Here is a 23,969-nt window from a genome sequence, read left to right as displayed (position 1 = left end):
CGCCCAGAGCCGATATCGCTAGACGACCACGATCCCGTCGTCGTCACTGTGCACGACGTCGCCGACACGGAACGTGACGCCACCGAAGGCGACGTCGACATCGGCCTCGCCGGCGCCGGTCTTCGTGGACTTCCGCGGATTGGTACCGAGCGCCTTGCAGCCGAAATCCATACCGCCGATGACGGCGGAGTCGCGGATGGCGCCGTGCACGATGACACCGGCCCATCCGTTCGAGCGCCCGAGTTCGGCGATCAGGTCGCCGACCAGCGCCGTGTGCACCGATGCTCCGCCGTCGATGACCAGCACGGCACCGTTGCCGGGTGTCCCGAGCACGGATTTGAGGAGTGCGTTGTCCTCGTGACAACGCACGGTGCGGACCGGTCCGGAGAACTCGCGGCGGCCACCGAACTGGCGGAACTGGGTGTCGCAGCTACGGACGTCGGGGCCGATCTCGTCGACGAGGTCGGCGGTGGCCTGGAAAGTCGATTCGCTCACGGTGAGTCAGCTTAGGTGCCGGATCGGTTCAGGCGACGGGGCCGGTCACGCGCAGGGCCACGCCGCCTGCGGCGACGACGTCGCCGACCACGAGCTGCCGACCACGTCGCGTCTCCACCTCGCCGTTGACGGTGACCTCGCCGTCGGCGATCACCGTCTTCGCCTCGGCGCCGCTCTCTATCAGATTCGCCAGCTTCAGGAACTGGCCCAGGCGGATGGAGTCGTCGGTGATCTCGACCTCGCCGGACACCTCTGTCATGCCACGCTCCTCGTCGCCGGTCGCCCACACCCGCTGACGTCACAGGTGCGCAGGTGACACCATGTCACCGCCACCACTGTGACAGGAGAGGAGGTCGGTTCGATGACCACCACCGTCACCGCGCGGCACGATCCGGTCGAACGCTCCGCGCGGATCCTCGAACGCATCCGCACCCCGTCGGGCAACGGTGGACGTGCACCCCGGTTCGCCGGTCGCGTCGTGGGTGTCCTGGCCGCGTTCGCCCTCGTCAGCAGCATCTCCGTCACCGTCCGTCACATCGTCGCGGTGCCCAGGGACTGGATCGACACCTATGTCATCTCCGCACCCGACACCAGTTTCGCGTGGGCGTTCGTCCTCGTGCTGCTCGCCGTCGCGCTGTCGGCTCGCAAGCGCGTCGCGTGGTGGCTCACCGTCGGATACATCGTGCTGTTCGCCGGCACCAACAGCATCTATCTCGTCCCGTCGGTGGCCCGCGAGTACGAGGTCTCGATGGCCGGACGGGTGGGGGTCGCGATCGGCCTCGTCATCGACGTCGTCGTCGTCGGCTACCTGATCCTGCGGTATCGGCAGTTCTACACACGCGTGCGCCGGGGCGCACTGCTCACGGCGCTCGGCGTGCTCGCAGGCGGGCTGGTCGCGGCGACGCTCGTCGGGTGGGGACTCGTCGAGGCGTTCCCGCGCGATCTCAGCTCCGAGCAGCGACTGCCCTACGCGTTCAACCGCGTGGTGACCTTCGCGTCGGTCGACACCCGCACCTTCGACGGGAACCACACCTACACCGTCATCAACTCGCTCCTCGGTCTGCTCGGCGCTCTCGCGCTGATCGCCGCGGCGGTCGTGCTGTTCCGGTCACAACGTCTCGCCGGGCTGATGACCCCACCCGACGAGCGCCTGATCCGCGCGCTGATATCGGCCTACAACGACGACGACTCGCTGGCCTACTTCTCCACCCGTCGCGACAAGGCGGTGGTCTTCGCACCCAACGGCCACGCCGCCATCACCTACCGCGTGGAGGTCGGTGTCGGGCTCGCCTCGGGCGATCCCATCGGCGATCCGCGGTTCTGGCCCGACGCCATCGCCGAGTTCTTCACCCTCTGTGACCGATACGGCTGGCATCCCGCCGCCATGGGCGCCAGTGAGCGCGGGGCGACCGCCTACGCCGCGGCGGGGATGACGGCGCTCAACATCGGTGACGAGGCGGTGGTCGATGCGCGTGCCTACCGCATCAACGGACCCGAGATGCGTGGCGTGCGACAGGCCGTCACCCGTACCCGTCGCGCCGGTGTCACCGTGCGTATCCGCCATCACGGTGACCTGACCGAGGACGAGATGGCCGCCGTCATCGACCGCGCCGACCGGTGGCGCAACACCGAGGACGAACGGGGCTTCGCGATGGCCCTGAGCCGACTCGGCGACCGGCACGACGACCGGTGTCTGCTGGTGGAGGCCGTGATCGCCGGCGACGGACCCGAGCGCGTCGTCGGCATGCTGTCGTTCGTGCCCTGGGGCCGCACGGGGGCGTCTCTCGATCTGATGCGACGGGACCGCGACGCGGTCAACGGCGTGGTGGAGCTCATGGTCACCGAATTCGCCTTGCGGGCAGGTGAATTCAGCGTCCGGAGGATCTCGTTGAACTTCGCGGCGTTCCGCACGGTGTTCGAACGCGGCGGCGAGATCGGCGCCGGGCCCGTGATGAAGGGGGCCCACGGCGTGCTCACCTTCGCCTCACGGTTCGTCCAGATGGAGTCGCTGTACCGATCGAACGCGAAGTACCTCCCGCTGTGGGCGCCCCGCTTCCTGTGCTGTGAGGATGCGCGGCTCATCCTCCGCGCGGGTGTCGCCGCCATCGTCACCGAGGGTTTCGTGACGATGCCCCACATCCGGCGCAACCGGATGGGTTCGCGGCGGCACGTCGGTACCACGCCGGCGATCCCGGCCGGGGTCGACATCGACGCGGTGATCGACGAGATCCGCACCGATGCCGAGGTTCTGGCGGCCGGTCCGCGCAGACCCGAGCAGGTGCGGGTACGGATGGCCAAGCTCGCAGCGCTCACCGCGACCGGTGTCGACGCCTACCCGGCCGCACAGCCCCCGACCCACACCGTGGCCGAAGGGCTGGCCGAGGAGGCCGGTCGACCGGTCGAGATCGCGGGGCGGATCCTGCGCGCCCGCAACCTCGGTGGCGTGATCTTCGCCGATGTACGCGACGCCTCGGGGTCGATGCAGGTGCTGTTCGACGCCGGCGAGCACCCCGACATCGCCCACCGGTTCGCCGAGTTCGCCGATCTCGGTGATCTGGTGTCGGTACGTGGGCGTCGTGGTCGCAGTCGGTCGGGCGAGGAGTCGGTGCTGGCCGACGACTGGACCATGCTCGGCAAATGCCTGCATCCGTTGCCCGACAAGTGGAGTGGACTCTCCGACCCCGACGCCCGGGTGCGGCTGCGGCATGTCGAGCTCGCCGTGGATCCCTCGGCGGCCGATGCGTTGCGGATCCGTGCCCTGGCCATCCGAGCGATCCGCGATCACCTCGTGGCGCAGGGTTTCCTCGAGGTGGAGACGCCCATCCTGCAGCGGGTGCACGGCGGCGCGAACGCCGAACCGTTCCGCACACACATCAACGCCTACGACCTCGACCTCTATCTGCGCATCGCTCCGGAGCTGTACCTGAAGCGTCTGTGCGTCGGCGGTATCGAGCGGGTCTTCGAGATCGGTCGGAACTTCCGCAACGAGGGTGTCGACAGCACCCACAATCCCGAGTTCACCAGCCTCGAGGCATATCTCGCCCACGGCGATCACATGACGATGCTGCACCTGACGCGTTCGCTCATCCAGGCCGCGGCCGTCGCGGCGCACGGTCGCGCCGTCGCCATGCGGCCCGGTCCCGATGGTGCGATGACCCCGGTCGACATCTCCGGCGACTGGCCGATCCGGACCGTGCACGGCTCGGTGGCCGATGCCGTGGGCGCGCCCGTCACACCTGACACCGATGCGGCCGCTTTGCGCGAGATCTGTGACAGTCTGGCGATACTCCACCGACCCGAGTGGGATGCAGGTCAATTGGTGCTCGAGCTGTACGAACACCTCGTCGAGGATCGGACCACCATGCCGACGTTCTACGTCGATTTCCCCACGTCGGTGTCGCCGCTCACGCGGTCGCATACCGATCGACCCGATCTCGCCCAGCGATGGGATCTCGTCGCCTGGGGTGTCGAACTGGGCACGGCCTACAGCGAACTCACCGACCCGGTGGAGCAGCGGGCCCGTCTCACCGCCCAGTCCGAACGCGCCGCCGGGGGCGACCCGGAGGCGATGGAGGTCGACGAGGACTTCCTCGACGCTCTCGAGTACGCGATGCCGCCGACCGGCGGTCTCGGGATCGGCATCGACCGCGTGGTGATGCTGTTGACCGGCAGAACGATCCGCGAGACGCTCGCCTTCCCGTTGGCGAGACCCCGGTGAGTGAGGATCTGCCCGGACAGCTGATCGAGATCGACGGTCTGTCCACCCACGTGATCACCGAGGGCGTCGGTCCCCCCGTTCTGTTGCTGGCGGCGCTGGGCAGCAACTGGTTCGACCTGGACCAGCTCGCCGACGCGTTGTCGTCGTCGTACACCGTGATCCGCTTCGACCGACCGGGTTACGGTGCGAGCGAGGCGCTTCCCCGCGACGCGTGGCCGACGCTCGAGGGGGAGGTCAGCAGGATCTTCGGCGTGCTCGACGCGCTCGCGATCGACGAGCCGGTGGTGATCGCCGCGCATTCGATGTCGTCGATGTACGCCGAGGCGTTCGCCCGGGAGCGTCCCGATCGCACCGCCGGTGTGCTGATGATCGACGGCACCTACGTGATGTTCCCCTGGCGGGTGTTGCCGACGGCTCTGCGCGTACGCAACTGCCACCGCGCGGTCGCGGTGGCGGAGATGCTGCGGTTGCCCCAGCTGTTCGGCGCCGCGGCACATGACTCGGTGTTGCCGACACCGCCGGGGGGATACACGGCAGCGCAACGGTTCTGGACCCGTCGGGTGTTCGGTCGGTCGGACATGCTGCGGGCGACGCTGGTGGAGAACGCCGCGTTTCCCACGATCAGTCGCGATCTGATCGCGTTGCGGCGGCGGGACGATCGCGCGGTGCGTGCCGCGGTGACCGTGCTCGCGGCACTACCGGCGGCGGGGTTGTGGTTGCGGTGGTGGCGCTGGCGACACCGGCGGTACGCGCAGGTCCTCGGCGGCGTGTACGAGGAGATCAGTCCGGCCAATCATCTCGTCGTCGCCCAACACCCGGTCGACACGGCGAACTACATCGACCGCCTCGCCCGCCGCGCCGGCCACATCCCGCCAGCTGGGCCCTAGTTCACGCCAGTCGGGCTCTTGTTCACGCCAGTTGGGCTCTTGTTCACGCCAGTTGGGCCCTGGTTCGCACCAGTTGGGCCGACGTGTCGTGCCGCGGACGGGTCAGAGGCCGAAAGCGCGCAGGTCGGCCGCGGTGACCATGCGTTCGCCGCCCTCGGGCCAGCGACGCGCCAGGCGGTGTCGTGTGAACAGTCCCCCGGGCCGGGTCGCGAAGACGTGGGTGGGTCGGGCAGTACGTGCGTGATGAATGTTCGTGGTCAGTTTCACGAAGGATCACATCCCCTGTTTCGTTCAGTCCGACACCCGTCGACCCGAGCACCGGTGTGACGCATGTTACTCATGTGACTCGCTGATCCCGGTGAAGGACACGCATTCGGGACCGCGCAGCCTGTGGACAACCCCGACCACCCGTACCGCTGCTGTTCGTACGTCCGGTACGGTGACTTCTCGTTGCGACGCCGACGGGGCGTCCACGAGATCCGCGGGGAGATCACCATGCGCGCACGCATTCGTTCATTCATCGCCGCTGTCGCCATCACCGGCGCAGCCCTCACCGGAGGTGTGGTCGTTGCCGCACCGGCGTCGGCCGCGCCGCCGAAGGACATCCCGAAGGTGTCGCAGTTCAGTGACGACATCGGGGCTTTCGGTGATCACGACTTCTGCCGAGGTGCATTCAACGTCCGCCTCAGCTCGCCCAAGCGCGGAGTCACCCGCGTCACGCTGAGGTCATACGGATTCACCGGCAACGGCAGAGGGTGGGCAAAGAACCCGAAGTGCAAGTTGCTGATCGGTACCTCGTTCACAAGCGCCAAGGCTTTCGACATCCGAACCTTCTTCCCCGTCGTGTTCGGGACCAAGCCGGGCGAGAAGGTCACCCGCGACCTCGCGACCGGGTCAGGCCTCGTCCAGCTCGGGGTAGCGCCTTACGCGGCGAACAATCCGGTCAGGGTCGTCCAGGGCTACGGCGCAAGCTATTACTTCATCGCGCCCTAAGGCCTAACGCCCCCGCCAGACCGGGTCACGCTTCTCGACGAAGGCGGTGACGCCTTCGATGGTGTCCTGGCTGACCAACAGTTCGTCCATGGCGGTGGTCGGGTGTGACGCCGCGACGACGGGATCGCTGATGCCCTGGGTCTCGGCGATGCCGATGAGGGAGGCGCGCACCGACGTCGGCGAGCAGGCGAGGATCTGCGACGCGAGCTCGCGTGCAGCGTCCATCACGGTGCCCTCGGGTGCGACGCGGCAGGCCACGCCGCGCTCGAGGGCCTCGGCCGCCGGCATGCGGCGGCCGGTGAGGATCATCTCCATGGCGATCGACCGCGGCAGCAGTCGGGGCAATCGCACGAGTCCGCCGGCGAGAGCGGCCAATCCGACCTTCACCTCGGGCAGCGAGAACGTCGCGCGCTCGTCGGCGACTATCATGTGGCAGGCGAGCGCGATCTCGAACCCGCCGCCGAGGGCGTGGCCGTTGACCGCCGCGATCACCGGCTTCGTGAGGTTCGGCCGGCTCGTCAGCCCGGCGAACCCGTTCTTGGGCACCGAGAACATCGCCCCCGAGGCCGTCGCCGCGAGGTCGTTGCCCGAGGAGAACGCCTTGTCGCCCGCCCCGGTCAGGATCGCGACCCAGAGGTCGGGATCGGCGAGGTAGGCGTCGAAGACCTCGTCGAGTTCGGCGTTGGTGGCCGCGTCGAGGGCGTTGCGCGCCTGCGGCCGGTTGATGGTGACCTCGAGCAGGTGGCCGTCGCGTCGTACCAGGACTCCGCTGTAGTCGTCACGAAAGCCCGGGGCACGGACGGGATTCAACGCATCCATCGTCGCGACGTCGAGACTCACACGATTGCCGTCGGCGAACGATCGCGCGACCACCGGTGTCCCGATCGGCTGGTCGGTGTCGGTCAGGTGCGTCATCATCGCCTCGTCGGACCGGTGGACGGTCGAGATGAACCGCGGCCCCTTCTCTCCGTCGGTGTCGAGGAGTCGCCCGATCACGATCGCCGACTTCGGTCCGCGCCGGCCGTACGACATCGTGAACGTCTCGATGACCGCTGGCCCATCGGCGCGATCGACGACCGCGACGTCGGCCACCGCATCGAGCTGCGCCTGCACTCGCACACTGTCCGACTGCCTCCAGGCCACCGGGCTGGTCGAGTAGACACCGGTCGAATACTTGCTCAGCACACCGCCGTTCGCCCCTACGAGTCCGTAGGCACCGGGCTCGGCGCGTACACGGTCGACCACCTCGGCGATCGCGTGCATCGAATAGTTGTTGCCGGGCCCACCGAAGTAGGGCAATCCGCCGGTGACGGTGAGGCCACGCGCATCGTCCGGCGCGAGCCCGAGTTCGTCGCACACCGCCGACACCGCGACGGGGAAACAGCTGTAGAGATCGATGGCGTTCACGTCGTCGAGACCGATCCCCGCCACCTCGAGCGCCGAGGAGACCGACGCGGCCGCCGCGGGCGCGGCGCCGAGGTCGGGCCGGTCGAGCAATCGCTTCTCGCGCAGATCCGCGTGTCCGTGGAGGAACACCCACCGGTCCGACGGCACCCCGAGCTCCCGAGCACGCCGCACCGACATCACGACGACCGCCGCCGCCTGGTTCACCTGGTCGCGCGCGATCATCAGGCGGGGGAACGGATCGGTGACCTGCCGGTTCGACTCGTCCACCGAGGCGATCTCGTCGGCGGTGCGCTCCACCGGTGACGCCGAGTGCGGGTTCTTCGCCGCGACCACGGTCATCGGCGCGAACAACTCGGCCATCGAGTGGGTGTAGGTCGCGCGGTCGGCGCCGAGACGCGCACGACGCGCGTTCTCGATCACCGAGTACTGCAGCACCGGCACCATCAGCCCGTGCCGGACCTCGCCGACGGTGGTGATGCCGCGCAGACCGAATCCGCGGTCCTCGAGACGTGCATCTGCCGCAGGGTCGGCGGGCTCGTTCCAGTCGGGACGGGTGGCCTCGGAATCGGACGTGATCGCGCGGACCGTCGAGATGACCTCGGCCCCCACGATCACCGCGGCCTCGGAGTCGCCTGCCGCGATCGCGCCGGCGAGTTCGGTGAGCAGGTGTTGCGGACTCTGCCCGCCCACCACCTCCGCGATGAGCCGACGCGCGTCGATGCCCACCCGCCCCGCGATGGCACCCGGCATGTTCGCCGGCCGACCCAGCTGCGACGACGACAGCGGGCTCGACACCTCGAACGACCGGATGTTGCCGAGGGTGTCGATCACGGATGCGACACCCTCGCGCGTGCACCCGGTGTCGTCGAGCGCAGCGCGGACGGAGTCGGCGGCGAGGTCGGCCTCCGAACGCGCGAGATATCCGGGCTCGCCGATCCGTTCCGACGCCTGGCCCACCCCAACGATGACCGGCGTGGACGGATCGAGGTCGGTGAGACTATTCATGGCCTAATCGTCTCATATCGCTCTCGGTTCGTGCGATCATCGTCGGCATGACGCGACCGGGTGCACCACTGGGTGACCTCTTCGCCCGCGCTGTGACGCAAGCCTTGGGCTCCTCCTCGCCCGTCCCCGACCGCACCGACGACACCGACACCACCGACGACCGCATCCTCGACGCCGCGCTCGCCGTCCTCGGTCGCCGCAGCACCCGCGAGGCGACGGTCGAGGACGTCGCCCGCGAAGCAGGTGTCGGCCGAGCCACGGTGTTCCGCCGCTTCGACAGTCGCGACCACCTCTTCGAGGCGGCGCTCGTGCGTTTCGTCGGTCAGGTCGTCGGATCGATGGTCGACCGGTTCGCCGTGGTGACCGATCCGGTCGAGCAGGTGGTGGAGGGTTTCGCGATCTGTCTCGCTCTCGACGACGACCCGCTGCTGGCCGACCGTGCGCGCCGTGGCGAGCTGCTCGCGGCGTTGTCCGGCGGGGATCCGTCGCCGCTGCGCCTCGCATGGTCGGCCGTCGCCGCGAACCTACGTCGCGCGCACCGGGCCGGTTCGATCGCGGTCGGCGATCCCGACGAGCAGGCCGACGCGCTGGTCCACCTCGGGCTGTCGTACCTGATGGCACCGGGATTGGCGGTCGATCTCACCGATCCCTCGGCGGTACGGACCTTCGCGCGGCGCACGGTCGCACCCATCGTCGGCGCCATTCCGCCACGCGCCGAGCCGTGGCCGTGATCGGATCGGGTATGGCCACCGATGCGACCGTCGTCCTCGAGAACTACACCTACTTCGAGTGCCCGCGCTGGCACGACGACCGCGTATGGGTGTCGGATTTCTACACCCACCAGGTGATCTCGGCCCGCGCCGACGGCTCCGACGTGCGTGTGGAAGCCGAGGTGCCGCAGCAACCCTCGGGCCTGGGTTGGCTGCCCGACAGGCAACTCCTCATCGTCTCGATGCGCGACCACACCATCCTCCGACGCGGGCACGACGGGGAACTCGTGGTGCATGCCGACCTGTCACACCTGGTGACCGAGCACCTCAACGACATGCTCGTCGACGCGACCGGGCGCGCCTATGTCGGGAACTTCGGGTTCGACCTGATGAACGGCGGGACACCGTCGAGTGCGCAACTCATCGCCGTCGAGCCCGACGGATCGGCTCGCGTGGTCGCCGACGAGCTGTACTTCCCCAACGGCATGGCCCTCACCGGCGACGGGCGGCTCCTGGTCGACGAGACGCTCGGCAACCGGATCAGTGCGTTCGACATCGCCGACGACGGCTCACTCGGGGAGCGCACCGACTGGGCGGTGTTCGGCGAGCTGCCCGACATGACGAGCATCGAATCGGTGATGGGCGGCATCACGCTCGCGCCGGACGGCTGTTGCCTCGACACCGACGGCACCCTGCTCGTCGCCGACGCGCTCGGTGGCCGCATCGCTCGTGTCGCCGAGGGTCGCGGTGTCGTCGACCAGTACGACTTCGACAGCGGCGTCTTCGCCTGCGGCCTCGGCGGATCCGACGGTCGCACGCTGTTCGTCTGCGCTGCACCCGATTTCGACGAACACGCCCGCAAGGTCGCGACCGACGGCAAGCTGCTCGCCGTGCAACTGCCGGCGTAGAGACCTGGCGAATCCTCACGCATGGACATCGAACCGATGAGACCGATCGACCACGTTCACGAACCGCTGCCCACGAACCGGTTCTGGTACAACTCGCGCGGTTGGCGGGGCCAGATCCTCCCGGTCATGTTCATGGTCCTGATCGTCACGTCGGCCGTGATCGGTGCGAGCGGCGCAGTGCCGTGGTGGACGTGGTGGGTCCAGGGAACCGTCATCGCCGTCCTGATGGTGACCGCGAACATCCTCGTGCGACGGCTCCTACGCCGCATTCCCTGAAACGACGTCACCAACGCACAACGCCCCTCGCCATGATCGGCGAGGGGCGTTGTGGTGGAACAGCGAATTCAGCGCTGCGGTGCCTGGGTGGGCACGATCGGTGCCGGCAGGAAGGTCTCCTGCGTGAGGTAGCGATCGGCGCCGGCGGCCGCGGAGCGGCCCTCGGCGATGGCCCACACGATCAGCGACTGTCCGCGGCCGGCGTCACCGGCGACGAAGACGCCGGGCACGGTCGACTGGAAGTCGTCGTCGCGCACCACGTTCCCGCGGCCGTTGTACTCGACGCCGAGCTTGTCGAGGAAGTCCTCGCGCTCTGGTCCGACGAAGCCCATGGCCAGCAGCACGAGATCGCACTCGAGCTCGAACTCCGAGCCCTCGACCTTCTCGAACTTGCCGCCGCTCATCACGACCTCGTGCGCCGAGAGCGAGGTGACCTTGCCGTTCTCGCCGGTGAACTTCTCGGTGTTGACCGAGAACACCCGCTCGCCGCCCTCCTCGTGGGCCGAGGACACACGGAACATCAGCGGGTACGTCGGCCACGGTGTGGTCTCGGCGCGCTCGTCCGGCGGTCGCGGCATGATCTCGAACTGGTGGACGATCTCGGCGCCCTGGCGCAGCGACGTGCCGAGGCAGTCGGCACCGGTGTCGCCGCCACCGATGATGACGACCTTCTTGCCCTTCGCGGTGATGGGCGGCTGGCCGTCGGCGTCGACGACGTCGTCGCCGAGCTGCACCTTGTTGGCCCACGGCAGGAACTCCATGGCCTGGTAGATGCCCTCGAGCTCACGGCCGGGGATCGGCAGATCGCGCCAGCTGGTGGCGCCGTTGGCGAGAACCACCGCGTCGTAGGACGACCGCAGCTCCTCCACCGACAGGTCGACACCGACGTTGACGCCGGTGCGGAACACCGTGCCCTCGGCCTCCATCTGCTCGACCCGGCGGTCGATGTGGCGCTTCTCCATCTTGAACTCGGGGATGCCGTAGCGCAGCAGCCCACCGATGCGGTCGGCACGCTCGAGCACCGTGACGGTGTGGCCTGCGCGGGTGAGCTGCTGTGCCGCAGCGAGACCCGCAGGCCCCGAACCGACGACGGCGACCGTCTTGCCGGTCTCCTTCGTGGGCATCACCGGCTTGACCCAGCCGTTGTCGAAGGCGTTGTTGATCAACTCCACCTCGACCTGCTTGATCGTCACGGCGGGTTGGTTGATGCCCAGCACGCACGACGCCTCGCACGGCGCGGGACACAACCGCCCGGTGAACTCCGGGAAGTTGTTCGTGGCGTGCAGGCGGTCGATGCCGTCCTCCCACTGCCCCTTGTAGACGAGGTCGTTCCACTCGGGGATCAGGTTGCCCAGCGGGCAACCGTTGTGGCAGAACGGGATCCCGCAGTCCATGCACCGACTGGCCTGACGCTGCAGCGTCTCGTGGTCGTGCTCGGCGTAGACCTCTTTCCAGTCCATCAGCCGCAGATCGACCGGCCGACGTTCCGGGAGCTCCCGCTCGGTGTACTTGATGAAACCCTTTTGATCACCCACGAGCTGCCTCCATGATCGCCTCGTCCACGTCGCGCCCGGCCTTCTCGGCGTCGGCGATGGCCGCCAGGACGCGTTTGAAGTCCCGCGGCATCACCTTCGTGAACTTGCCCTGCGTGTTGTCCCAGTCGGCCAGAATGGCTTCGGCCACCGGGGATTCGGTCTCGCTGCGGTGCTTGGAGATGATCCCGTGCAGGAACTCCACATCCTCGTCCTCGAGCGCCTCGGGCTCCACGAGCTCGGTGTTGAGGTTGTCGGGGAGCTTGCCGAACGGGTCGTAGACGTATGCGACACCGCCGGACATGCCGGCCGCGAAGTTGCGCCCCGTGTCGCCGAGCACGACCACGCGTCCACCGGTCATGTACTCGCAACCGTGGTCGCCGACACCCTCGACCACCGCGACGGCGCCGGAGTTGCGGACGCAGAACCGCTCGCCCACCACCCCGCGCAGCAGGATCTCGCCGCCGGTGGCGCCGAACCCGATCACGTTGCCCGCGATGATGTTCTCCTCGGCGACGAAACTCTCCGGCGCGACCGTCGAGGGCCGCACCACGATGCGTCCACCCGACAAGCCCTTGCCGACGAAGTCGTTCGCGTCGCCCTCGAGCCGCAGGGTGATGCCCTTGGGCAGGAACGCACCGAAGCTGTTGCCCGCCGACCCGGTGAAGTCGATGATCACCGTGCCCTCGGGGAGTCCGGTGGCGCCGTAGACCTTGGTCACCTCGTGGCCCAGCATGGTGCCGACCGTGCGGTTGACGTTCGAGATCGCCGAGGTGAACGAGACGCGCTCACCCTTGTCGATCGCCGGACGGCTCTGCGCGATGAGCTGCTGATCGAGCGCCTTGTCGAGCGCGTGGTCCTGGCTGCCCGAGCAGTACAGATCCTGGTTCATGAACGGCGAGTCGGCCTCGGCCAGGATCGGCGAGAGATCGAGCTTGCCGGCCTTGGCACCCTTCCAGTGCGCGAGCGCCTTGGTGGTGTCGAGGGCCTTGACCTGCCCGACCGCCTCCTGCAACGTCCGGAAACCCAGGCGCGCCAACAGCTCGCGCACCTCCTCGGCGATGAACATGAAGAAGTTCTCGACGAACTCGGGCTTGCCGGTGAAGCGCTGACGCAGCAGCGGGTTCTGCGTCGCGACACCCACGGGGCAGGTGTCGAGGTGGCAGACACGCATCATGATGCAGCCCGACACCACCAGCGGCGCAGTGGCGAAACCGAACTCCTCGCCGCCGAGCAGTGCGGCCACGACCACGTCGCGTCCGGTCTTGAGCTGACCGTCGACCTGGACCACGATGCGATCACGGAGACCGTTGAGCAGCAACGTCTGCTGGGTCTCGGCCAGGCCGAGCTCCCATGGCGCGCCGGCGTGCTTCTCCGACGTCAGCGGCGTGGCACCGGTGCCACCGTCGTGACCGGAGATGAGCACCACGTCGGCGTGCGCCTTCGACACACCCGCGGCGACGGTGCCGACACCGACCTCCGACACGAGCTTCACGTGGACACGTGCGGCCGGGTTGGCGTTCTTCAGGTCGTGGATCAGCTGTGCCAGATCCTCGATCGAGTAGATGTCGTGGTGCGGCGGCGGCGAGATGAGGCCGACGCCCGGCGTGGAACCGCGCACCTCGGCGACCCAGGGGTACACCTTGTGCGGCGGGAGCTGGCCGCCCTCACCGGGCTTCGCACCCTGCGCCATCTTGATCTGGATGTCGGTGCAGTTCGTCAGGTAGTGCGACGTCACACCGAATCGACCCGAGGCGACCTGCTTGATCGCGCTGCGACGCCAGTCGCCGTTCTCGTCGGGTTCGAAGCGGTCGACGCTCTCGCCGCCCTCACCCGAGTTCGACCGGCCGCCGAGACGGTTCATGGCGATGGCCAGTGTCTCGTGGGCCTCACCGGAGATGGAGCCGTAGCTCATCGCGCCGGTCGAGAACCGCTTCACGATCTCGCTCGCCGGCTCCACCTTGTCGATCGGGATGGGGTCGCGGTCACCGAAGTTGAAGTCGAACAGGCCACGCAGAGAGGCGATCTTGCGCGACTGATCGTCGACGAGCTTCGTGTACTCCTTGAACACCGAGTACTGGCCGGTGCGGGTGGAGTGCTGGAGCTTGAACACCGTGTCGGGGTTGAACAGGTGGTACTCGCCCTCACGACGCCACTGGTACTCGCCACCGACCTCGAGCTCGCGGTGGGCACGCTCCTCGGGACGGGCCTCGAACGCCAGCGCGTGACGCGCGGCCACATCGGCGGCGATCTGGTCGAGGCCGACACCGTCGAGATGGCTGAGCAGGCCGGTGAAGTACTCGTCGACCGTGTCCTGCCCGATGCCGATCACCTGGAACAGCTGCGCACCGGTGTACGAGGCGAGGGTGGAGATGCCCATCTTGCTCATCACCTTGAGCACGCCCTTGCCCGCGGCCTTGACGTAGTTCGCCTGTGCGGTCGCGAAATCGAGCGGCTCACCCTTGGCGTTCTTGAGCACCTCGCGCTCGACCATGTCCTCGATCGACTCGAGTGCCATGTACGGGTTGATGGCCGCGGCGCCGAACCCGACGAGGCACGCCATGTGGTGCACCTCGCGTGCGTCACCGGCCTCCACGAGCAGCCCGACCTGGGTGCGGGTCTTCTCCCGCACCAGGTGGTGGTGCACCGCCGAGGTGAGCAGCAACGACGGGATCGGGGCGAGCTTCTCGTCGGACTCCCTGTCGGACAACACGATCAGGCGGACACCGTCGGCGATGGCCTCCGACACCTGACGACGTACGTCCTCCAGTGCCTGACGCATCCCCTCGCCGCCCTCGGCGACCGGGTACAGGCCACGGATCTGCACGCTGCGGAAGTCGGGGTAGTTGCCGTCGTCGTTGATGCGGACCAGCTTGGCCAGCGCGTCGTTGTCGAGGATCGGCTGGGGCAGCTCGATCTGACGGCACGAATCGGCCGTCGGGTTCAACAGGTCGCCCTCCTTGCCGATGGTCACACCGATGCTGGTGACGACCTCCTCGCGGATGGCGTCGAGCGGCGGGTTGGTGACCTGGGCGAAGCGCTGCTGGAAGTAGTCGAACAGCGTCCGGGGACGCAGCGACAGCACGGCGATGGGGGTGTCGGTGCCCATCGAGCCGATCGCTTCGGCTCCGCTGGCCGCCATCGGTGTGACGAGGAGGCTGAGCTCTTCGCTCGTGTATCCGAACACCTGCTGGCGCAGACGGACCCGATCGTGGGGCATGTGGGTGTGCGGGCGGTCGGGCAGGTCGCCGAGCCGGAGGAAGCCCTTGTCGAGCCACTCCTGGTACGGGTGCAGCGACGCCAGCTCGTCCTTGATCTCGGCGTCGTCGACGATGCGGCCCTGGTCGGTGTCGACGAGGAACATGCGGCCGGGCTGCAGACGCAGCTTCTGCACGACGTCGGCGGGGTCGATGTCGAGGACACCGACCTCGGACGCCATCACGACCAGACCGTCCTTGGTGACCCAGATACGGCTGGGGCGCAGGCCGTTACGGTCGAGCACCGCACCGATGACCGTGCCGTCGGTGAAGCAGACCGACGCGGGACCGTCCCAGGCCTCCATCAGCGTCGAGTGGTACTCGTAGAACGCCCGATGCTCGGGCTTCATGCTCTCGTGGCGCTCCCACGCCTCGGGGATCATCATCAGCACCGAGTGCGGCAGCGAACGGCCACCGAGGTGCAGCAGTTCGAGCACCTCGTCGAAACGCGCTGTGTCCGAGGCGCCCTCGGTACACACCGGGAAGATCTTCTCGGCGGTGTCGGGACCGAAGACCGAGGTGTCGATGAGGGCCTCGCGGGCGCGCATCCAGTTCTCGTTGCCCGTGACGGTGTTGATCTCACCGTTGTGGGCGATGCGACGGAACGGGTGCGCCAGCGGCCACGAGGGGAAGGTGTTGGTGGAGAAGCGTGAGTGCACAAGGCCCAGAGCGCTTTCGACCCGGTCGTCCTGCAGGTCGAGGTAGAACCCGCGGAGCTGAGGGGTGGTCAGCATGCCCTTGTAGACGAAGGTGCGCCCCGACAGGCTCGGGAAGTAGACGGTCTCGCGACCGGGCCCGTCCTGGCCGGCGCCCTTGCTGCCCAGTTCGGTCTCGACACGTTTGCGCACCACGAACGCGCGGCGCTCGAGCTCATCGCCCGAGGCACCGCCGACGAAGATCTGGCGGAAGGTCGGCATCGCATCGCGGGCGAGCGCGCCCAGCGACGTGTCGTCGGTGGGCACCTCGCGCCACCCGAGAACCGTGAGGCCCTCCGACTCGGTGATCTTCTCGACCGATTCGCACGCCGTGCGGGCATCGCCCGAACCCTGCGGGAGGAACGCCATGCCGGTCGCGTACTCACCCTCGGCGGGGAGTTCGAAATCGGTGACCGCACGCAGGAACGCGTCGGGGACCTGGATCATGATGCCGGCGCCATCGCCGGTGTTCGGCTCGGCACCCGCTGCCCCGCGGTGTTCGAGATTGACCAGCGCCGTGATCGCCTTGTCGACGATGTCGCGCGAACGACGACCGTGCATGTCGACCACGAAGGCGACGCCGCACGAGTCGTGCTCGTTGACCGGGTGGTAGAGCCCCTGGGGGCCGGGTGCCTGCTTCATTGTTGTTCGCCCTTACATCGCGTAACGCGAGAACGCCTCACTACTTGCCAGATTACGGCACCACCGCGCGGCAAACCCTTATGAGGACAACCTAATCACGGCTCTGACCAGGGAATACGCCCTGGCCGATGGCATCCGCACCTCTCGTTGCAGCCCCATTGCTCCAACGGTGCGCGCCAGTCCGTCACCGGACGTGGCGTCGACGACCCCGGCAAGGGGTCGCCCTGCGCGTGATCATCGGACAATTTTCTCACGCCAGGCGGCTACCACAGAAATCGCCACCCACCAGGGATCCGGGCGACCGCGGCGTGCTCACCCCCGCGTGGCGTCGGCCGCGACCGCGGACAGGGTGCGTCCTTCTCGCACCGCGGTGTCGAAGAGTTCGCGCACTGCGGGGAGGGCGGATGATCCGGCACCTACCGCGCTGTCGATCGTCGCCGAGAGTGCCGATCGGGGGATCGACGTCGCGGTGTCGTGACTCCGACTCGACCGCAACGACATCCAGTACTGCTGCAGGTAGGAGGCGACCTCGTGGGCCGCGTCGATCGCCGCCGGGTCGAAGGCGCGCGACCGCTGCGTGTGGAAGGTGAGGAATCCCGATGCCCCCAACCCGGTGAAGAGCCGGAACGACATCACCGACCCGACCGGGGCCGCCGCGCCCAGCACCGTCCGGTATCGAATCCAGCCGGGATCGGTCGCGAGATCGGAGATGAGGATCACGGTGTCGTCACCCGAGGGCTCGAGGCTGGGTCCGACGCCGTGGAGTCGTTGGAGCCGATCGAGCACCACCGGGTGGGCGTCGGCGGCCGCGACCGTGGCCAGACCATGATCGAGGGACACCAGCGACAGCCCCACGGTCTCCGCGCCCGGTACGAGGCCGCCGGCGAGTGCGGTGATCTCGGAGAGCCGCTGTCGCTCCTCCCCCGCACCCACGTCGTGGTCCGCTGCGTACAGGGTCTCGCCGGGCTCCAGCACCGCCGACGACGTGAGTCGCCGGAGCATCGAGCGCGCGATGCCCGCGACCTCGACACCGTCGTGGGTCACCGCCCACTCGTATCGCCGGTCCCCGAGGGGGCCCGGGTCACCGAGATCGCGCGCCACCACCGCGATCGAGGTGTCCCCGTCGATGACGGCCATGGTGACGTGATCGCGGAGCGGCGCGATCCTGGCGCCGCGTACCCCGGGCGGGAGGTCCTCACCCACACCGATGACACCGACGAGGGTGTTGGTCTTCGCGAGATCGGCGTACCTGGCCGCCGCGTCCGGGGTGAACATCTCGGGAAGGTGCACCGACAGCAAGACCGTGCCGGTCGTCCGGTCGCGGCTCGCCGCGGCTTCGAAGGCTCGCCCGAGAGAGGCGATCTCGTCCACCTGCGACACCCGGGTGCCGGCGCGGCCGAGGATGTCGGCGGGGGTCACCTGTGTCGACCGCGGGCGGTCGCGCGCCATGTGGAGCACCCGCGACCTCCGCGCGGCGGCCACGGCGTCGGCGGTGACCGCAAGCGGTCCGGGATGCCCCAGGTGGAAACCCTGCACCATCGTCGCGCCGAGGGACCGTGCCCGGCGCAGGTCGAGCTCCGATTCCACGCCCTCGCAGAGGATCCGGCCGTCGGAGTCGCCCACGTGATCCCACACCGCCTCGAGCGTCCGTCGTTGCTCGGCGGTCAGGTGATCACCGAGCATCACACGGTCGAGTTTGACGATGTCGGGTCGCACCACCGCGAGCATCGCCACCGATTCGGGGTTGACCCCGACGTCGTCGAGGGCGACCAGACAGGACATCTCCCGCGCCCAGTCCGCCACCCAGAGCACGGCGCGCGGATCGGTCAGCAGGGCCCGTTCGGTCAGTTCGATCACGGTGGGCACCCGCGCGACGGACTCGGCGACCATCCGGGCGTCGACCGCCGCCCACGGCGCCGGCGATCCGAGAACGCTCGGCTCGAGGTTGACGAAGAGGTGCAGGGGCGCACGTATCCCCGCACGTGACGCACCGATCATGGCTGAACGACGACAGGCCCAGTCGAGATCCCCGAGCACCCCGGACGCGCGTGCCCGGGCGAACACCTCGGCAGGACCCAGTCCGGGCCGATGGGGGAAACGGGCGAGCGCCTCGTACCCGACCACGGTGCGGGTCTCGAGTTCGACGATCGGCTGATAGACCGACCGGACCCGCCCGTGTACCGGGCCGATCAGCGCATCAAGAGACCCCACCATGTCGTCTGCCATCGCTTCCCCCGTCGAGGCAGCTCTTCTGCACCCCGCTCGGTTTCGCAGCAGCCTAGCGGGGCGCCTACAACCAGCCGCGGCGGCGGGCGGTGACGGCGGCCTCGGCCCGGGTGGTCGCGCCGGTCTTGCCGATCGCGCTCGACAGGTAGTTGCGCACCGTCCCCGGAGTGAGATGCACCTGACCGGCGATGGTGGCGACGGTCGCGCCGTCGAGGGCCGCTCGCAACACGTCGCGTTCCCGCTCGGTCAGCGGACTGTCGCCGTCTGTGAGGCTCTCGGTCGCCAGGGTCGGGTCGATCACCCGGAGGCCCGCGTGTACGCGTCGCACCGCATCGGCCAGTTCACCTGCGGGCGTGTCCTTCACGACGAATCCGGACGCGCCCGCCTCGACCGCGCGTCGCAGGTACCCGGGGCGACCGAAGGTGGTGACGATCAACGAACGGGTCTGCGGGAGTGCCGCCCTGAGCCGGGCGGCGGCTTCGATGCCGTCGGCACCGGGCATCTCGATGTCGAGCAGACACACGTCGACCGACGCCGCGCGCGCGGCGTCGACCACCTCGTCGCCCCGGCCGACCTGCGCGACCACGGCGATGTCCTTCTCGAGATCGAGCAGGGCCGCGAGAGCGCCGCGCACCAGCGCCTGGTCGTCGGCGAGGAGAAGCCGGATCGGTTCGCTCACGCGAGGATCACCTCCACGGCGGTTCCCTCGGGGGTCGCACGCACGCGCAGGTCGCCGCCGGCGGCCTCGACGCGTTCGGTGAGCCCCCGCAACCCGTTGCCGAAGGCGTGATCGGGGATGCCGCAGCCGTCGTCGACCACCTCGAGTCGGTCGTCGGCGACGGAGACGCTGCACCGGGCCGCGCCGCTGTGGCGCACCACGTTGGTCACCGATTCGCGCAACACCCACGCGAACAGCGCCGAGCGCGTGGGCGCGAGGTCTGCGGGCGCCGGGGGCAGATCGGCGACGATGTCGGCGGCGGTCAACGCGGTGCGCGCGGCGGCGAGCTCGGTGCGGAGGTCGGGTGTGCGGAGCCCGCCGACGGTGGCCCGCACCTCCGCCAGCGCCTGGCGCGACATCGTGTGCAGCTCGGCCAGTTCGGCTTTCGCCCGCTGCGGGTCGATGTCGACGAGGCGACCGGCCAGTTCCGTCTTGAGTGTCATCACCGTCAGCGAGTGTCCGAGGATGTCGTGGACGTCGCGGGCGACACGTTCACGCTCGGCCACCACCGCGAGTTGCTCGTCGAGCTCGCGGCGCGCGGTCTCGGCGGCGTCACGTTCGCGCTCGCGCAGTTGCAGATTGCGGGCGGCGAACATCGCCCCGCCCGAAACGATCAGCGCGATGACGGTTCCCGGGTCGAAGTCCCAGCCGGGGATGACTTCGGGTCCGAGAACCGCGAGACCGATCACGACGGCGGTGACCACGACCCCGAACCGCTGTGGCAACCCGAACACGGTGATCGCGATGAGGAACGGGCCGAACGCCAGGCTGCCGTCGGCGAGGATCGGCGTGGTCGCCACCGCGATGGCCGCGAGCGCGACGAAGTACCGCAGCGCGATCGTCTGGTCGGGATTGTTGTGCCGCATCGGGATGACGTGGACGCACGACAGGACGTAGGTGACGGCGAAGGCGGCGATGAGGGCCATGCCGATCGCCGTGCGCGTGGGGGTCTCGTCGGCGGAGAGCAACCCGACCACCGGATAGGTCAGGAAGATGAGCCAGATCGCGGGGAACACCCACCGCAGATCACCGCGCCCTCGCGCGCGGAACCACTCCGCGATCATCGTGGTGCGCGCATCCGTGCTCACCGGACCGACTGTAGGCGCGTCGGTCAGATTCTCGCGCAGGATCATTGGCGATCGGTGCTGCGGTTGTAGAACCAGACAGCGGCCGCGGTGAAGATCGTCGCCCACGCCGCGATGTTGACGAGGCTGACCCACAGGGCGATGTGGTCGCCGTAGACGGTCTCACCGCCGGTCATCGGGTAGTTCGCGAGTGTGTTGATCCCGAACATCGGGGTGAACGTCGAGAAGGTGAGCATCGCGCCCTGCAGCGGCACGAACAGGTTGCCCGCGAAGGCGAGCAGGGTGAGCACACCGCCGCTGACCTGCATGGCGGCTTCAGACTTGAGTGCGCTGCCCATGGCCATGCCGAAGGCGGCGAAGACCGAGGCGCCGATCCACCCCAGGAGCACCGAGCCGATCCAGATGGCCACCGGGGCGCGCGCACCGGTGAACACGCCGACGATCGACAGCAGGATCAGTGGCAGCGCGGCCATGGTGAGGGCGACCAGGGCCTTGGTGACGACGTACCCCAGCGACGTGAGCGGGGTGAGACGCAGTGTGCGCGTCCATCCGGCCTGCTGTTCCAGCGCGACCGAGGCGGCGTTGGTGGTGGTGGCGAGGATCGCGCCGTACACGGCCATGTGGACCATTACGTAGGCCGCGGTGTTGGCGTGGCCGACGCGGTCGTCGCCGCCGTACTTCTGGGTCGCGCCGAACACGATGTAGAGCAGCGTCGGCATGGCGAGGGTGAAGATCATCGCGCGGCGGTTGCGGAGGACGCGCCGCACGTCGAGCGCCACGTAGGTCGGTGAGAACCCGCGCAGCGGATGGGCGGAGGTGGTGGCGGTGGTCGCAGTGAGAGTGGTCATCGAATCGTCTCCGGGGTGGTCGTGGTGGCGGTGAGGGCGACAAACGCGTCCTCGAGGTCGTGGGCGACGATCTCGAGGTCACGGGCGTCGGTGGCGGTGAACAGGAACCGTGCGACGGCGTCGGAATCGCTGGTGGACAGATGGATCCGGCCGCCACGGACCTCGCTCGAGGTGACCGCAGGGGCGTTCTCGGTGATCCAGCCGATGCGGTCGGGATCGACGACGGCGGAGACGACCCGCCCGGAGGACTGTGCGCGGATGGCCGCGGTCGAGCCGTCGGCGACCACCCGGCCGCCGGCGATCATCACGATGCGGTCGGCGAAGTCGTCGGCCTCCTCGAGGTAGTGGGTGGCGAACAGGACCGTGCGACCCTGCCCGGCGTCGGCGCGCATCGTCGCCCAGAACGCCCGTCGTGACTCGACGTCCATCCCTGCTGTGGGCTCGTCGAGCACGATGAGGTCCGGGTCGGGCAGCAGCGCGAGGGCGAACTTCAGGCGCTGCTGCTCGCCGCCGGAGCATTTCGACACCTTGCGGCCGGCGATGTCGGTGATCGACGCCCGGTGCATCACCTCCTCGACATCCGCTTTTCCCGTGTCACCGCCCCCGAAGGTCGAGGCGACGATGCGGACCGTCTCGGCGACGGTGAAGTCGGGTAGCAGGCCGCCGGTCTGGGTGACCGCGGCGATCCGTCCCGCTGCGGTCGCGGCGTCGGGCGAGGTGCCGAACAGCTCGACCGTGCCAGAGTCGGGGCGGGTGAGGCCGAGGATCATGTCGAGGGTCGTGGTCTTCCCTGCCCCGTTGGGGCCCAGGAAGGCGACGACCTCGCCTTGTCGGATGGACAGGTCGACGCCGTCGACGGCGCGCACGGTCTGCGACCGTGGTCCGCGGAACGACTTCGTGAGTCCGTCGGTACGGAGTGCGAGTGGGATGTTCATGACGGAGACGATGCCGTCGCGGGACGTCGGGTACCGGGATCGAATGTCACGGAACTCAAATGACAGATGTCATGGATGCGATCGGGTTTATGGTCGGTCGATGGTGCACGACCCTGACTTCCCCGAACTCGACGAGTGGATCCCGGCGCGGGGCTCGCGCAGATCGCGGTCGGTGAACTCGTATCTGCGGTGGATCCTGCCCGCCCTCACCTCCGGGTTCGGGGCGCGATCGGCCGACGCCGTCACCTCACCGAGCCCGCTGGTGATCCGTCGCGCGCGGCCGGTGGTGAACCGCGCGATCGTGGCGTTGAGTCCTGTCCCGCGGGGAACCCTCGTGAGTCCGGTGCACGAGCATCGCGGGGTCCGCGGCGAGTGGGTGCACGGGCGCGGCGTGGGGCCGAGTGGCTCGATCATCTATTACCTGCACGGCAGCGGGTTCGTGGTGTGCTCACCGCGCACGCACCGTGGTCTGGTGTCGCGGTTGTCGACGCTCACCGGGATGCCGGCCTTCAGTCTCGACTACCGCCTGGGACCCGAGTACCGGTTTCCCACCGCCGGTGACGACGCGATCGCCGGGTACCGCTGGCTGCTCGACCGGGGGTACTCGCCGAACCAGATCGTGCTCGCCGGTGACTCGGCCGGCGGTCACATGGCACTGGATCTGTTGGCGCACAATCACGCTCATGGGATCGGGCAACCGCGGGCGATGGTGTTGTTCTCGCCGCTGTCGGATCCCACGTTCGAGATCTCCCTGGCACGGCAGCGCGGGGGCCACCGCGATCCGTTGATCGACGCACGGATGGGCGCCAACGTGATCCGCATGTATCTCGGCGACGTGTCCGCCGACGATCCGCGACTGCAGATCGGTCTCACCCCCGACATGGATCTGCCCGCCACGCTCATCCAGGCGGGGTCGCTGGAGGTGATGGCCGACGACGCACGCGACATCCACCGGCGGATCGAGTCCGCCGGTGGAGCGAGTGAACTGCAGATCTGGCCCGACCAGAATCACGTGTTCCAGATGTTCCCGTTGTTCGGCCCGGACGCCGGTCGCGCGGTGCGCGCTGCGGCCTCCTTCGTCAGCGATCAGTTCGACCGCTCGCGCGCAGCCGATCCGCGCTGACCTTCGGGGCGCCGGTCTCGGCGAGGGGGAGGCCCGCCCGCCGAGCGCGAGCGGTCACCACGAGGTTCTGCACCAGCAGGACCGAACCGAGGTAGAAGAGCAACGTCGACCCACCCACCGAGGCCGACGCGAGCAGGTCGATCCCGACGTGGGCGGCGATGCCGGCCAGCCAGAGTCCCGCCGTGACCGCGGTTCCGCGCCCGTAGGCGGTGTTGGTGGCGGGGTCGCGGTAGATGAGCACCGTGTGGGCCCGGACGACGGCGATGCCGAGGCCGACGACGGTCGAGACGCCGAGGACCGCGATGTCGAGTGCGGTGACACCCGCGCCGTCGAGTGACTTCGCGGCGACGAACGCGCCGATCACGGTGAGGATGATCGCGCTCTTCGGCGAGCCGCCGACCGGAGTGGGCCGCATCTGGCGGTAGAGGATGAGGCCGATCACTGCTACGGCGAGGACGATGTTGGCAAGCATGGCAGTACCTTTCGGTGCGAGAGACGATGGGTTGGGG

Annotated in this window: 19 protein-coding genes; 7 read left to right on the top strand and 12 right to left on the bottom strand. The window is 68.7% G+C overall.

All coding sequences use genetic code 11. The features are described 5' to 3' along the window. Nucleotides 1–18 precede the first annotated feature (18 nt). Both rraA and ACLBW1_RS02710 read right to left on the bottom strand, forming a co-directional pair. Nucleotides 19–495: a ribonuclease E activity regulator RraA gene (gene rraA, locus ACLBW1_RS02715; RefSeq protein ID WP_447809940.1), complete on the bottom strand. Its 477-nt coding sequence runs from the start codon at nt 493–495 to the stop codon at nt 19–21. Between the two features lie 28 nt (nt 496–523). Then, nucleotides 524–754 carry an RNA-binding S4 domain-containing protein gene (locus tag ACLBW1_RS02710; protein WP_447809939.1) on the bottom strand — a complete coding sequence of 77 codons (231 nt, stop codon included), beginning with the start codon at nt 752–754 and terminating at the stop codon, nt 524–526. 102 nt (nt 755–856) lie between these two features. Here ACLBW1_RS02710 and lysX point away from each other — a divergent pair, with 102 nt between their 5' ends. Both lysX and ACLBW1_RS02700 read left to right on the top strand, forming a co-directional pair. Further along, nucleotides 857–4,213 carry a bifunctional lysylphosphatidylglycerol synthetase/lysine--tRNA ligase LysX gene (gene lysX / locus ACLBW1_RS02705; RefSeq protein ID WP_447809938.1) on the top strand — a complete coding sequence of 1,119 codons (3,357 nt, stop codon included), beginning with the start codon at nt 857–859 and terminating at the stop codon, nt 4,211–4,213. Beyond that, nucleotides 4,210–5,100: an alpha/beta fold hydrolase gene (locus ACLBW1_RS02700; RefSeq protein WP_447809937.1), complete on the top strand. Its 891-nt coding sequence runs from the start codon at nt 4,210–4,212 to the stop codon at nt 5,098–5,100. Before lysX ends, ACLBW1_RS02700 begins: the two co-directional genes overlap by 4 nt. 102 nt (nt 5,101–5,202) lie before the next feature. Here ACLBW1_RS02700 and ACLBW1_RS02695 read toward each other — a convergent pair whose 3' ends face one another. Beyond that, nucleotides 5,203–5,367: a hypothetical protein gene (locus ACLBW1_RS02695; RefSeq protein ID WP_447809936.1), complete on the bottom strand. Its 165-nt coding sequence runs from the start codon at nt 5,365–5,367 to the stop codon at nt 5,203–5,205. Between the two features lie 228 nt (nt 5,368–5,595). On the opposite strand from ACLBW1_RS02695, the gene ACLBW1_RS02690 reads away from it, so the two are divergent. Then, entirely contained in the window at nt 5,596–6,093 is a 498-nt protein-coding gene (locus ACLBW1_RS02690; RefSeq protein WP_447809935.1) for an enoyl-CoA hydratase, read from the top strand. A gap of 3 nt (nt 6,094–6,096) precedes the next feature. On the opposite strand, the gene ACLBW1_RS02685 is transcribed toward ACLBW1_RS02690, so the two are convergent. Beyond that, a complete protein-coding gene (locus ACLBW1_RS02685) occupies nt 6,097–8,505 on the bottom strand; it encodes an acetyl-CoA acetyltransferase (protein WP_447809934.1) in 2,409 nt (802 codons plus the stop codon). Nucleotides 8,506–8,552: 47 nt separating this feature from the next. On the opposite strand from ACLBW1_RS02685, the gene ACLBW1_RS02680 reads away from it, so the two are divergent. The 3 genes from ACLBW1_RS02680 to ACLBW1_RS02670 are packed head-to-tail and all read left to right on the top strand — an operon-like array spanning nt 8,553 to nt 10,399. Beyond that, the gene (locus tag ACLBW1_RS02680; protein WP_447809933.1) at nt 8,553–9,236 is read left to right on the top strand and encodes a helix-turn-helix domain-containing protein; all 684 of its coding nucleotides are present in this window, start codon (nt 8,553–8,555) and stop codon (nt 9,234–9,236) included. 11 nt (nt 9,237–9,247) lie between these two features. Beyond that, nucleotides 9,248–10,123 (top strand): SMP-30/gluconolactonase/LRE family protein, encoded by an 876-nt coding sequence (locus tag ACLBW1_RS02675; protein WP_447811114.1) that lies wholly within the window; start codon nt 9,248–9,250, stop codon nt 10,121–10,123. A 36-nt stretch (nt 10,124–10,159) separates the two neighbouring features. Beyond that, nucleotides 10,160–10,399, top strand: coding sequence for a hypothetical protein (locus tag ACLBW1_RS02670; protein ID WP_447809932.1), 240 nt, complete (start codon nt 10,160–10,162; stop codon nt 10,397–10,399). A gap of 68 nt (nt 10,400–10,467) precedes the next feature. Here ACLBW1_RS02670 and ACLBW1_RS02665 read toward each other — a convergent pair whose 3' ends face one another. The 7 genes from ACLBW1_RS02665 to ACLBW1_RS02635 all read right to left on the bottom strand — a co-directional run bounded on the left by ACLBW1_RS02665 (nt 10,468) and on the right by ACLBW1_RS02635 (nt 22,337). Next, entirely contained in the window at nt 10,468–11,934 is a 1,467-nt protein-coding gene (locus tag ACLBW1_RS02665) for a glutamate synthase subunit beta (RefSeq protein WP_447809930.1), read from the bottom strand. Beyond that, entirely contained in the window at nt 11,927–16,525 is a 4,599-nt protein-coding gene (gene gltB, locus ACLBW1_RS02660) for a glutamate synthase large subunit (protein WP_447809928.1), read from the bottom strand. The genes ACLBW1_RS02665 and gltB overlap by 8 nt, the downstream gene beginning before the upstream one ends. A 312-nt stretch (nt 16,526–16,837) precedes the next feature. Continuing rightward, complete coding sequence (locus tag ACLBW1_RS02655) at nt 16,838–18,751, bottom strand: EAL domain-containing protein (RefSeq protein ID WP_447809927.1); 1,914 nt, start codon at nt 18,749–18,751, stop codon at nt 16,838–16,840. Between the two features lie 64 nt (nt 18,752–18,815). Continuing rightward, complete coding sequence (locus ACLBW1_RS02650) at nt 18,816–19,430, bottom strand: response regulator transcription factor (RefSeq protein WP_447809926.1); 615 nt, start codon at nt 19,428–19,430, stop codon at nt 18,816–18,818. Then, complete coding sequence (locus tag ACLBW1_RS02645; protein ID WP_447809925.1) at nt 19,427–20,557, bottom strand: sensor histidine kinase; 1,131 nt, start codon at nt 20,555–20,557, stop codon at nt 19,427–19,429. Before ACLBW1_RS02645 ends, ACLBW1_RS02650 begins: the two co-directional genes overlap by 4 nt. 41 nt (nt 20,558–20,598) lie before the next feature. Further along, nucleotides 20,599–21,402: an ABC transporter permease gene (locus ACLBW1_RS02640; RefSeq protein ID WP_447809924.1), complete on the bottom strand. Its 804-nt coding sequence runs from the start codon at nt 21,400–21,402 to the stop codon at nt 20,599–20,601. Continuing rightward, nucleotides 21,399–22,337 (bottom strand): ABC transporter ATP-binding protein, encoded by a 939-nt coding sequence (locus ACLBW1_RS02635; protein ID WP_447809923.1) that lies wholly within the window; start codon nt 22,335–22,337, stop codon nt 21,399–21,401. Before ACLBW1_RS02635 ends, ACLBW1_RS02640 begins: the two co-directional genes overlap by 4 nt. Nucleotides 22,338–22,437: 100 nt before the next feature. On the opposite strand from ACLBW1_RS02635, the gene ACLBW1_RS02630 reads away from it, so the two are divergent. Beyond that, a complete protein-coding gene (locus ACLBW1_RS02630) occupies nt 22,438–23,460 on the top strand; it encodes an alpha/beta hydrolase (protein ID WP_447809922.1) in 1,023 nt (340 codons plus the stop codon). On the opposite strand, the gene ACLBW1_RS02625 is transcribed toward ACLBW1_RS02630, so the two are convergent. Further along, nucleotides 23,417–23,932, bottom strand: a complete 516-nt coding sequence (locus ACLBW1_RS02625; RefSeq protein ID WP_447809921.1) for a hypothetical protein — start codon at nt 23,930–23,932, stop codon at nt 23,417–23,419. The genes ACLBW1_RS02630 and ACLBW1_RS02625 overlap by 44 nt on opposite strands. Nucleotides 23,933–23,969 lie beyond the last annotated feature (37 nt).

The sequence above is a fragment of the Williamsia sp. M5A3_1d genome (genome assembly GCF_053345315.1).
This window is presented reverse-complemented; position numbering and strand designations above follow the sequence as displayed.